The organism is Stenotrophomonas sp. YJH_SMC_123 (assembly GCF_059368215.1).
The window spans coordinates 272,839-285,127 of the sequence record NZ_JCAFRM010000002.1 but is presented as its reverse complement, the minus strand read 5'-3'; the positions used below and the strand labels follow the sequence as shown (position 1 = coordinate 285,127).

7 protein-coding genes are annotated in these 12,289 nt (G+C 68.1%); all 7 read right to left on the bottom strand.

The features are described 5' to 3' along the window. Entirely contained in the window at nt 1–5,388 is a 5,388-nt protein-coding gene (locus AC5P5W_RS06110) for a DNA repair ATPase (protein WP_495220928.1), read from the bottom strand. Nucleotides 5,389–5,473: 85 nt separating this feature from the next. Next, a complete protein-coding gene (locus tag AC5P5W_RS06105) occupies nt 5,474–7,492 on the bottom strand; it encodes a hypothetical protein (RefSeq protein ID WP_014647885.1) in 2,019 nt (672 codons plus the stop codon). Then, nucleotides 7,489–8,163, bottom strand: a complete 675-nt coding sequence (locus AC5P5W_RS06100; RefSeq protein WP_164077423.1) for a DUF1449 family protein — start codon at nt 8,161–8,163, stop codon at nt 7,489–7,491. The genes AC5P5W_RS06105 and AC5P5W_RS06100 overlap by 4 nt, the downstream gene beginning before the upstream one ends. A 168-nt stretch (nt 8,164–8,331) precedes the next feature. Further along, entirely contained in the window at nt 8,332–8,988 is a 657-nt protein-coding gene (locus AC5P5W_RS06095) for a phosphoribosylanthranilate isomerase (protein ID WP_014647887.1), read from the bottom strand. After that, entirely contained in the window at nt 8,985–9,755 is a 771-nt protein-coding gene (truA, locus tag AC5P5W_RS06090; RefSeq protein WP_197575198.1) for a tRNA pseudouridine(38-40) synthase TruA, read from the bottom strand. Before truA ends, AC5P5W_RS06095 begins: the two co-directional genes overlap by 4 nt. A gap of 31 nt (nt 9,756–9,786) precedes the next feature. Next, nucleotides 9,787–10,149 carry a VOC family protein gene (locus AC5P5W_RS06085; RefSeq protein WP_014647889.1) on the bottom strand — a complete coding sequence of 121 codons (363 nt, stop codon included), beginning with the start codon at nt 10,147–10,149 and terminating at the stop codon, nt 9,787–9,789. Between the two features lie 26 nt (nt 10,150–10,175). Further along, the gene (locus tag AC5P5W_RS06080) at nt 10,176–12,188 is read right to left on the bottom strand and encodes a FimV/HubP family polar landmark protein (protein WP_197576181.1); all 2,013 of its coding nucleotides are present in this window, start codon (nt 12,186–12,188) and stop codon (nt 10,176–10,178) included. Between the last annotated feature and the right edge of the window lie 101 nt (nt 12,189–12,289).

Sequence of the window (12,289 nt, the reverse complement as noted above, 5' to 3'; positions counted from 1 at the left end):
TCACGGCAGCGGCGGCGGCTTCGGTGTCGTCGCTGGAATCTCCTCACCGTCGTCCGGCGGCAACGACTCGCCGTAGAAGTGACGCATCAGCGCCTCATCCAGCGCGCGCTCCTCCGGCGTCGTGGCACGGCGCACACGCGCACGCTGCGCCACCGCACTGTTCGGCACCCCACGCTCGACCTGCTGCCGCGCCCAGCCGGCGAACGCGGCCAGGGTCTGGGACACCTGTGCCTGCTGCGCCTGCGATGCCGCCAACAGTTCCACCAACGGTGCCAGGCCAGCCTGCAGGTCGTCGGCCAGGACCGTCGTCGGCACACTGGCGGCTGCCGCGACCGGCACCGGCGCGGCGGGCGGACGTGTTTCAGAAAGACGATGCAGGGCCTCCAGCAACGCCGGCCACGGTGCCGGGTCGGCAACGGCAATCGCTTCCGGCGCCGGCGGTGGAAGCTGCAGGGCGGTGGCGATGTCGGCCAGCTGCGCGACCACGCGCCCGCCGACATCGCTGTCGTCGGCCCCCATGGCCTTGTTGCGCAGGAAGTCGCGCTTGATCTGCGTCCAGCGTTGCGCCTGCGTGTCGTCCAGCACGCCGCGCAGCTCGGCCAGCTTCAACAGGTTTTCTTCGGCGCCGGTGGTCAGCAGCTGTGCCTCGCCCAGGTAGTGGTCGGAGATCAACTGCTGCAGCTCGTCCTCGTTCATCACCGGCGAGATTTTCTCGGCCAGCTTGTTCATGTTGCGGTAGCTACCCTGCAGCCGGAACGGCGGCTCGGTGCGGTAGCGATCGTCCTGCGCGGCACTGGCGATGTACTGCTGGTTGACGCGGTAGACCACGTCGCGCACGCGCAGCATGCGCTGCAGGGTGGCGGTGATTTCGTTGATCTCCGCGCTGCTGTAGGCGTGGCTCAGGCCGTTGGTCGAGACCTCCTTGCCCATCGCCCGGTCGACCAGCGTGTACAGGTCAGCCATGTCGCGCGTAGCCAGCGGCGCCAGCACCGGGTTGGAAGTCAGGCTGTTCTCGATGTAGCTGAGGGTAAAGGCCGCCTCCATGCCACCGAGCACATCACCCAGGTTGTAGATGTCGGCACGGTTGGCCAGCATGTCCGGAATCTTGAACACCTCGCCAGACTCGGTGTACGGATTGCCGGCCATCACCACGCAGAATTTCTTGCCGCGCATGTCGTAGGTGCGGGTGCGACCGCGCCACACACCCTCGATACGGCGGGTGCCATCGCACAGCGAGATGAACTTCTGCAGGAACTCCGGATGGGTGTGCTGGATGTCGTCCACATACAGCATGGTGTTGTTGCCCATTTCCAGCGCCAGGTTGAGCTTCTCCAGCTCCTGCCGCGAGGTCGCGTCCGGTGCCTGGGCCGGGTCCAGCGACCGCACCTCGTGACCCAGCGCCGGGCCGTTGATCTTCATGAAGACCAGGCCCAGGCGGTGCGCCACGTATTCCATCAGCGTGGTCTTGCCGTAGCCGGGCGGCGAAATCATCATCAGCAGGCCCATCAGGTCGCTGCGCTTGTTCTCGCCGACCGTGCCCATCTGCTTGGCCAGGTTGTCACCGATCACGCCCAGGTAGACATCATTGATCAGCTTGTTGCGTACGAACGAGGACAGCGGCCGCGCCTTGAACTCGGAAAGCCGCAGGGTCTCGCGCTCGCGGCCGATGATGCCCTGGCGCAGCGCCTGGTAGGCATGGAACGCTGGCACGAAATGACGCAGGTGCTGCTTCAGGCGCGCCAGGAAATCATCCAGCGATACCACCAGCGTGCCGTTGCTGATGCGTGCGTGTTCACCCAGCAGGCCACTGACCTCCGCCTGCAGCGCGGCGTCGCTGGCACGGGTACGCAGCTGGCGCTGCACCAGCAGCAGTGCTGCAGCCTCGTCGACGTAGCCGGCATGCGGGGCATGCGCCGGCATCCGCGCCAGCGCCCGCAGCCACTGACCGGCCAGCGCCCAGCGCGTGGCCAGCGGATCCTGGCTGCGCTGCAGGGCGCGTTCGACCGCCTCGCGTTGCCCGGCCTGTTCCAGCTGCCGAGCCAGTGCCTCCAGCAGCGCTACCGCATGGCGGCTGCTGCTGAACACCGGTTCGCCGGCCGCCAGTTCCTCGCCCAGATAAGCGGCCGCGGCCTCTGCGGCATCGGCATCGAACGGCAACGCGTGGGATTGCGCATACGCCAGCAGTGCCTCGGCCATTTCCGCACGCAACGCCAGGCGCCCTTCGTCGGACCCCAGCAGGCGTGCCAGCGCTTCAGCACCCATCTGGCGGGCCGGCCATTGCGCCACCGCTTCGCGCCGCTGCTCGGCAGCCCAGAACAGCACCGCCAGCGCACGCACCCGCGGTGCATGCCGCAGGCTGCCGGCCGCCTGCTGCAAGGGCAGCAACGCACGCAGGATCAGCGCGGCATCATGGTCATGGATGCCGCGCTCGTAGCCTTCGCGGTAGCGCGGTGCGGCAAACGCACGCACGCGCTGGTCCAGTGCTTCGGGCGTGGCGACGTCGTGCTGCAGCGTGGCCAGGTCAAGCCCGTCGCTCCCCTCCTGCGCGGCCATCAACAGGCTGCCGGCAAGATACTCGCCGCGATACAGTGCAGGTGATTCGGAGTCCAGGGTGACCGGCCAGAACGGCTTCAGCGCATCCAGCTCCGGATCGTGCAGGGTCTCCAGGAAGTCGGTGCCGGTCAGATGGATCGCCAGCGTGTCACCACGCGGCAGCAGGGTCAGGTCCAGCGCCTGGGTGTTGACGCTGAAGCGATGGCGCGGCCCCAGCCGCACCACGTTGCCGCCCGCCTCGTACAGATCACTGCGGTCACGCAGCTGGCGCACCGCCTGGTCACGCACGCCCTTCAGGCGCGCTTCGATGTCGTCGGCCTTGACGTTGTCATGCAACGCGCGCAGGCGTTCGGCCAGCTCACGCAGCTTGAGGATCAGCGGATCGCCGGCAAAGAACGCATTGAGCTCATCGGCGGTGGCGAAGCGCTCGGTGCGCTTGGCCAGGCCATCGAGGATGCGGCTGGCCGCATCCAGCACCGAACGTGCCTTGCGCTGGCGGTCATCCAGCAGCGCCTGCTTGTGCGTTTCGAAGGCTTCAACCAGCTCTTCGCGCTTGCTCAGGATGTCGCCGAGGAACTGCTCGTGTTCGCCGAACTGGCTCTCCAGCTCCTCCAGCTGCACCAGCAGGCGCGACAGCTGCTCGTCGGCACGCTCCGGGTCCGTGGCCAGCGCCAGCGCGCTGGTGATCGACTGCGAGAACAGCGCGAACTGCGCGGCGAACTGCGCCACGGCCTCGGCTGAGCCGAGCGACCTGCGGCGCTGATCGGCACGCGCGCGGGCCTGGTTGAGGCGGCCGTACAGCACCGAAATGGACTCGACCACGCGGGTGCGGGCGGTGGCATCGTCCACCTTCAGGCCGGCCATCAGTTCAGACAGCATATCCAGATCGGCCGCCATCCCGCGCAGCCCCTCCAGCTGCTCATCCAGCTGGCGGGCACTCTGCGCCTGCTGCGCAGCTTCATCCAGCGCCTGCAGGCGCGTGGTCAGCGGCACCAGCGCGGCATCGCCGGCGAGGAAGTCACCCGTGGCGGCGCCGACATGATCCTGCGCCTCCACCAGCTCGGCCGTCATCGTCTCGATGCGCGCGGTGTCGATGTAGCGCAGCTCGCGGATGGTCAGCAGCCGTCCGCGCAATGCGGTGATCGCATTGAGGGCCTCGACGAAGGCCTGCACCTCGCTCCAGTTCTGCGGCTGCAGCCGGCCCAGCAGCGCCTTGTGCGCGGCCTCTGCCTCGACCATCGCCTGCGCCGACTGCTGGCGGATCGACTGCACCTTCTCGTACTCGTCCAGCACCGATTCGCCGGTGGCGCTGATCTGCCGCAGCAGCGCCTCGGCGCCATCGCAGGCCGCGTCGCCCAGCCAGTGGTGGGCATCGAACAGGCGCCGGGTGTCGGCCACCAGGCGCTGGTAGCGCTGCACCGACACGTCCTGGCCATCGATCTCGCGCGCCAGGTTGAACAGGTTGGAGATGCCCCGCACCAGTTCGGCGTTGCCGATGCGTCCCATGAAGGTGTTGCCGGGTGGCCGGCTTGCAGCAAACTCGTCACTGCTGAACGGGGTCTGCCAGACCTGCATCGGATGGATGCGGGTCGGTTCGCTGCCTTCGGCATGGAACAGCACCATGCGCCCGTCCTGCATCAAGGCGTAGCCATGGCCGAACACCGGGTTCTGCAACACGCGCTGGATGGTGTTGTAGACGAACAGCGCCGAGCGCCCACCTTCGCGCTCATAGAAGATGTACAGCACGTCCTCACCATTCGGTGAACGGATGCTGCGCTTGAACTGCATGCCGGCCATCGAGGCGTCGAACGCCTTGTGCTCGCCGCCCTGCAGGTAATAGCCACCCGGGAAGATCACGCCGTGGTCTTCGGGCAGCTGCACGCAGGCCTGCACGATCGCATCGTTGCGCACGATGCCGCCGGTCAGCGTGTTGTAGATCAGCCCGCGCCACTCCGTCTCGCGGTACGGCAGCACCTTCAGCAGCACCAGCGAGCCGACCCGGGCGAACTCGAACTGGGCGTCGTCCAGCGACTGCGTGCTGTCCTCCACCGGTTCGCTGTAGATGCCCTGCCCGGTCTCGGTGTTGTTCTCGACCTTGATCGTGAGGTCGCCGCCGGTGGTCTCCACGAACAGGGTATCGAGGATGTTCAGGTGCGAATGGCGGCCATTGACCGCCAGGTCGCGGGTCGCCCGGGTCCATTCGAAGTCGAACGGCGGCGGCAGTGCGATATCGCGCTCACCGCGCGCATCCAGATAGGTCAGTTCGCCATCGCGCGACAGCGCCCAGCGGAACACGCGCACGTCGCTGCTGCGCTCACCGATCTGGAACGACGCCAGCAGCTTGCCCCCCACCACGATCAGCTGCAGCAAGCGCGCGTGCTTGTAGTAGGCGTACAGCTCGTTGAAGTCGTGCACGAAGCCGGGCTGGTCGAGGAAGCTGCCCTTCAGCTCCAGCGCCGCCACATCGTAGCCGTCGCTGCCCTGCACCAGCCGGTACAGGCCGAACACGTCCTCGATGCGGGTCTGGGTCTTCAGCCCGATGAATACGTTGTAGCCGAACAGCAGGCGGTCCGGCCCGACCTGCACGATGTCACGGCCGACGCAGTTGTTTTCGCTGCGGATGCGGAAGCGACCGACCACCTCCAGGCGGCTGTCGCCGAACTCGGCCAGGCGCTGGCGGTTGAGCGTTTCGGCCAGGCCCTGCAGGCGCTGGCCCTGCTCGGCCAGGCGGCGGCGCAGGACTTCATAGGCACCGCCCTGGGCAACGGCCTGGTCGACGGTAGTGCCGCCGGCCTCCGGTGCAGTGGATTCGGCGGACGGATGGGTATCAGACATCAGCAGGCTTCCGGCTCACGGGCGGACGGCCGCGGTTGCGGCCGGCGCGGGCGGGCGATGGCCGCAGCAGCCATCGCCCGATGCATCAACGGGCGCTGTCGACCACGGTGGCCGACACGGTCGGCACCGCTTCGGCATCCTCGGCGATCTGGCGCGGCGCCGGTTCGGCCACGGCCACGCCCAGGTAGCGCTGCATCAGCTCCTGCACGATCGGGCTCTTGCCGGCAAAGCCTTCGATCGACTTGCCCAGCGACACCGCCTTGACCAGGTTCTCGAACATGCCGCCGTCGCCACCGACCAGATCGATATCGGCGTTGCGCAGCGCGCTGGCGATGACGTTGGCATTCTCGCGCGAGACTTCCTTGCCGGCTTCGATCGAGGCCAGCGCCTGCTTCAGGCTGTTGTCCAGCATCATGCGGAACTCTTCGTGGCCACGTGCCTGGTCGCTCAGCGAAGCGATCGCTTCGAACTTGCGCACCAGGCCTTCGGCCTCGGCCAGCAGCTTCTTCTGCACCACGCCGGCTTCGGCGTTGCCCAGCGATTCGGTGGCGGTGGCACGGGCCAGGCCCATCTTCTCCTCACCCTGCGCCTGCGCCTGCAGGGTCTCGGCCAGCACGCGGGCTTCGTTGCTGCCCTGCTTCAGGCTGGCTTCGGCCTTGGCTTCGATCACGCGGGCCTCGGCGATGCCGACCTTCTCGATGGCCAGTGCCGAAGCTTCACGCACCTGCGCTTCGGCCAGGCCCGGTGCGGCCTGCTCGGCGCGCAGCGCGTCGGCCAGCAGGCGCTTGGCTTCGGCCTGCTTGCCGGCTGCTTCGTGTTCGGCCTGGGCCAGCGTGGTCAGTTCCACTGCGCGGTGCTTGGAAGCGGTCTCGCGTGCCTGCGCTTCCTTTACCTCGCGCACCAGCGATTCCTGTGCCTTGGCCTCGGCTTCCAGGATCAGCACCTGCTTCTGGCGGTCGGCCTCGGAGACCTCGCGCACTTCCTTGATGCGCTCTTCCTCCTGCGCCACGGTCTTGTCGATGGAGATGCGTTCGCGGGTGATGTTGGCCACGTCCATCTTGCCCTGCTCGACCACCTTGTCGCGCTCCACGCCCTGCAGCTGCACTTCGCGGTCGGTGGTGACCTGCTCAAGCTGGCGTGCGCGCTCGACGCGCTCGGCCTCGATGGCCACGGCGCGCTGGCGGTTCTGCTCGGCCACTTCCACTTCGCGCAGGCGGTTCTGGTCGCGGATCTCGATCAGCTGCTGTGCTTCGATGCGGGCGTTCTCGGACAGCTGGCGCTGCTCTTCCTGCACCTTGGCGGTCTCGGCCTCCTCGCGCGCGCGGATGGTCTCGATCTCGCGCTTCTGGCGTGCTTCGGCTTCGGCCTGCTGGCGTTCCAGCGCCAGCAGCGCTTCACGCGCTTCCACGTTCTTCTTGGTGATGGCGAGCTTCTCGTTCTGCTCCAGCTCGTTGGTCACCACGTTCTGCGCGGCGGTCAGCTCGGTGATCTTGCGGATACCCTGCGCGTCAAGGATGTTGAACTGGTCCAGCAGCGCCTTCGGGGTCTGCTCCAGGTAATCGATCGCCACGTCTTCCAGCACATAGCCGTTGAGGTCGTTGCCGATCACCGCGATGATCTCGTCGCGGAACTCCTGGCGCTTCTCGAACAGTTCGGTGAAGTCGAACTTCTTGCCGACCGTCTTCAACGCTTCGGAGAACTTGGCGTTGAACAGCTCATCGACGGCATGCTTGTCCGACGCACGGTCGGCACCGATGGCCTTGGCCACGCGCAGCACGTCGGCCTGGGTCTCGTTCACCCGCAGGTAGAAGGCCACGGCGATGTCGGCACGCATGTTGTCGCGGCAGATCAGGCCTTCCTTGCCACGGCGGTCGATCTGCAGGGTGATCAGGCTGATCCGCATCAGCTCGGCGCGGTACAGCACCGGGATGATCAGCGCACCGGTGAAGTGCACCTTGGGCGTGGAGCTCATGTCGTTGACGATCAGGGCCACGCCCTGGTCGACCTTGCGGTAGAAGGCCTTGAACAGCCCGGCCACGCCCAGCAGCAGGACGAGCAGGCCGCCGGCGACGGCCAGGAACGGTAAGAGGGATGCCAACGTCATTGATGAGTCTCCTTGTTGCCCGGAAGCAGGTTGTCCTGGAAATCGAGGGCGATCGCATCGGCGCGGACCACCCGGTAATAGTGTTGTTCGGCCATGTGCTCGACCAGCACGATGCGCTCGCCACGCTGCAGTTCGATGTCGCTGCGGATCTGCAGCACCAGCCCGGCGCCGCCATCATCGACCGTGGCATGACCGCTGCGTGCGTCCACCTTCGGCGATGCGACCACGCCGGCCCGGCCGAGCAGCGATGCCTGCGGCACCGGCCGCAGGCGCAGCAGGAAGCGCCGGACCGGGCGCAGGATCAGTGCGATGAGCGGTACCGCTGGCAGCGGTGCCAGCACCGCCACGAGCGTACCCAGGCCCCAGCGCAGCAGGTCCGGCAGCGGCAGCAGTACGAACAGATGGATGAAATAGGTGATGAGCCAGCCGAACAGGCTCAGCAGGGTGACCACCACCATGATCGGGACGCCACCCAGGCCCCAGCGCGCCAGCATGGCTGACAGGCCACTGAGGTCGGTCCCCGCCTCGATCGCGCCATCGGCGCCGAGATTGCCAAAACCGTCATCGACCAGGCCGAACGCCGCAACCGCCCAATACATCACCGACACCAACAGCAGAATGCTGTACGGCAGCGTCGGGTAACCGAGTACGACGGTGAGAAACTCCTGCATCGCTTGCCTTCCTGGGCTGTGGGCGGCGGCCGCCCGTTCGGGGCGCGCCGCGCGCGTCCCGTCGATCCCCGCGCCAGCCCTCATGGCAGGCGCGCTTGGGACCATCCTATGTGAAGAATGCGTGCAGGCTCAAATCCAGGTCCAAATCACGGCAAATAATGACGCCAATCACTCGAGAACCGTGCAATCGGCGCGGCGCACTTCCTCGACGAAGGTGCGCATCTTGTAGCCGTCCTTGATGCCCGGCTCCAGTTCGATGCCACTGGAGACATCCACGCCCCACGGCAGGGTACCCAGCACCGCGTCGTAGACGTTTTCCGGGTTCAGGCCGCCGGCCAGCAGGAACGGGCGATGCAGGCCGGTCGGGATCCGGCCCCAGTCAAAGGCCACGCCGGTGCCGCCACCGCCGCCCGGCGCGTGGCTGTCGAACAGGAAGCCGGCGGCGCTGGGATAGCGCAGCTGCAGGGTGCGGGCGTTGATCTCTTCACGGCCGCCCATGGCAATCGCCTTCAGGTACGGCATGTTGAAGCTGCGGCAGAAGCTCTCGTCTTCCTCGCCGTGGAACTGCAGCAGGGTCGGTCGTACCGTGCGCAGCACCTCGCGCACTTCTTCCTTGCTGTTGTTGCGGAACAGCGCCACCACGTCGACCATCGGCGCGATCGCCTGGCGCATCGCGCGTGCCTCGGCCGGAGCGACCCGGCGGCTGCTTTCACGGGCGAAGATGAAACCCACCGCGTCCACGCCCAGCTCACCGGCCAGGCGGACGTCGCCGGCCCGGGTCATGCCACAGAACTTGATGCGCGTGCGGTAGTAGGAGCGGCTCATAGCGTGACCTCGGCGGGCAGATGCCAGTTGTCGGGGTACAGGGGCCCAAGGAACACCAGGCCCTGCGGCGGTGCGGTGGGACCGGCTACGGTGCGATCGCGCCCGGCCAGCAGTTCGGCGATCCATTCCACCGGCTTCTCGCCACTGCCCACCAGGATCAGCGATCCGACGATATTGCGGACCATGTGATGAAGGAATGCATTGCCCTGCACGGCGACCTCGATCACCTCGCCCTGGCGGCTGACCTGCAGTGACTGCAGTTCACGCCGTGCATGCAGCGCCTGGCACTGCACCGAGCGGAACGCGCTGAAGTCGTTCTCGCCTAGCAGGGCCTGGCCGGCGGCATGCATCAGGCCCGCGTCCAGCGCACGGCGCTCCCAGCTGAGGGTCTGCCGCTGCAGCGCCGGCCGCACTTCGCGGTTGAGCAGGCGATAACGGTAACGGCGTGCCCGCGCCGAGAAGCGGGCGTGGAAATCATCGGCCACGGGCACGCACCAGCGCACCGCGATCGAGCGCGGCAGGCGGGTGGTGGTGCCCAGCATCCAGGCGCGCGGATCGCGCACCACGTCGGTGTCGAAATGCACGACCTGGCACTGGCCGTGCACGCCGGCATCGGTGCGGCCGGCACAGACCACCTGCAGCGGCGCATCGGCCACCGACGACAGGGCCTGCTCAAGGTTGGCCTGCACGCTGGGACCACCCTCGCCCAGGTTCTGCCAGCCCCTGAAATCGCTGCCGTCGTACTCGACGCCAAGCGCGTAACGCATGTGCTACCTCGATGTTGCGGGAGGGGGGCGCTCAGGCCGGATCGCGTTCGGACCAGACCGCCAGTTCGTTGCCACCGGGCTCGACGAACTGGAAGCGGCTGCCACCGGGGAAAGAAAACACCGGCCGTACGATCTCACCGCCAGCGTCGCGCACCGCTGCCTCGATGGGCGCCAGCTGGTCGGCATACAGCACCAGCAGCGGCGCGCCGCTGTCACTGGCCCGTTGCGGCTGGCCGCGGAAGAAGCCGCCCTGCAGGCGGCCATCGTCGAAGGCGGTGTAATCGCTGCCATAGTCGACGAACGACCACCCGAACACCTTTTCGAAGAAGGCGCGGCTGTCGGCCGGGTCACTGGAGGCGAATTCAACGTAGTCGATACGGCGCTCGCGGCTCATGGCACGGTCCTTGTCGGCGGGTTCGGTCACGGCAGGCGGGCCAGCAGTTCGCGAGCCTGGGCCTGGCAGTGCAGGTCGCCGCCCTCGGCCACTTCCAGCAGCAACGTCCGTGCGGTCTGCGCATCGCCCAGGTCGAGGTAGGCGATGGCCAGTTCCAGGCGTTCCTGCCCGGCGCGCGGCGCCCAGCCGGCATCGCTGGCCGGCGCGGCAGTACCGTCTTCATGCGCGGCCGCGGCCAGCGCGTCGTGCGGCGCCGCGCTCGAATCCCCGCCGTCATGATGCTCGGCCGGCAGGTCGAACACGCCGCGGAACTGCGGCTGCTGTTCGGCGTGCAGCGCGTAGTCCGGTACTGCGATCTCGTCAGGGACCGCCTGCGCGGGCGGCTCATCCTGCACGGGGGTGTCCTGCATGGCCACCGGCTCGTCCCAGCGCGGCAGGTCGGTCACGGCCCCGGGCAGCTCCACCACTTCGTCATCGCGCAGCGTCTGCGCCTGCCAGTCAGTCTGGGCGGCGACGTCGGCGACCGCTTCGGCAGCCACGTCATCCTGCACCTCGGCTTCGGTCGCCCAGGCAGGCATCGCCGGTTCCTGGCGGCCACTGTCGGACACCGCCGTCGACCACGAAGACTGCTCGGCCAGCGTATCCAGCGCCGCGCCGGCCGGTACCGCAGCGGCCAGGCCGGCGGCGTCGCCTTCCTCGCGCAGCGGCGGCAGTGGCGACGGCTTGCGACGACGCAGCAGCCAGGCCGCGCCGGCCGCCAGCAACAGCACCGGCAGACCCAGCCAGTACCACGGCGTTGCCGCATCGCGGGCAGCCGGTGCCTGCGCCAGGCGCTGCTGCGCCGCGGCCAGGTCGTTGTCCTTCATCGCGATCAGCGACTGCTGCTGTTCCTTGAGTTTTTCCAGGTCGGCCACCCGCTGCTTCAGCTCGCCGATCTCGGCATCGCGGGTCGCGATGTCCTCGCGTGCCTGGCGCAGTTGTTCGTTGCCCAGCATGTCACCCTCGCTGCCGGCTGCAGTGCCGGTGGTTGTGCCCGCGTGCGCGGCGTCGGAGGCCAGCGCCGGAGCGATTTCAAGTCGTGCCCCAGTGGCCGCAGCCGGGGAAGAAGCGTTCGTGGTTCCCGCCGTGGCGACCGGGGCGACAGTACCCGCCGGTTGCGGCACGGTGCGCGCCTGACGCCACTGTGCGGCATGCTCGCGCACCAGCGCGGCGGCCTCGGCGGCATCGACCGCCGCCAGTGCATCGCTGCCGGGCATGCGCAGCACGGCGCCCTGCCTGAGCAGGTTGACGTTGCCACGGATGAAGGCCTCCGGGTTGGCCCGCAGCAGCGCAATCATTGCGCGGTCGCGGCTGACCTGGTTGCCGCGGGCCACCACGCTGGCGATCTGCGACAAGGTCTGCCCACGCTGGACGGTAACGCTGCCATCGGCTGCCGGTGCGGCAGCGGGTGCAGCCACTGCACGCGGGCGAGCCGGTGCGGGTGCCGGCGTGGTGGCGGTGGACGGCGCAGGCGCGCTCACGCTCTCCGCGGCGGCGGGCGCCGGGGCGGCCTCACGGGCGATGGTGTTGGAGAGCGTACCTGCGGGTGCAACGATTTCCGGCTCGGCCACGGCCAGTGCGCTGGACGGTGCATCGACCAGCGCCGAGTACTCGCGCACCAGGCGGCCCTGGCCCCAGTCCGCCTCGATCAGGAAGCTCAGCGACGGGGTCTCAACCGGCGTCTGCGAGGTCACCCGCACCACTGCCCTGCCCTGCGCATTGCGGGTCAGTTCGAACTGCAGTTCGCCGACTAGCCCGGTCGGCCGCTGCAGGCCGACGCGCTCGAAGGTGACCGGTGAGGCCAACGCGACACGCAGGTTCTCCAGCTCGGACGGATCGGCCGAGACCACCGGGATTTCGGCCAGCAGGGGCTGGCCCGGCTTGGACAGGACACGGATGTCGCCCAAGCCCAGGGCAAGCGCCGAACTGCTGGCCAGGGCCAGCAGCGCGGTGGAAAGATAGAGGAGGGGGCGCTTTGCGCCCCTGGCCCGTTTATTCATGGCGACACTATAAAGCGTGCGGACCGCGGTCCGCACCCACCCATGGGGACCTTCGGTAGTGCCGGCCGCTGGCCGGCAGACACGCACGTGCCATCACGGCA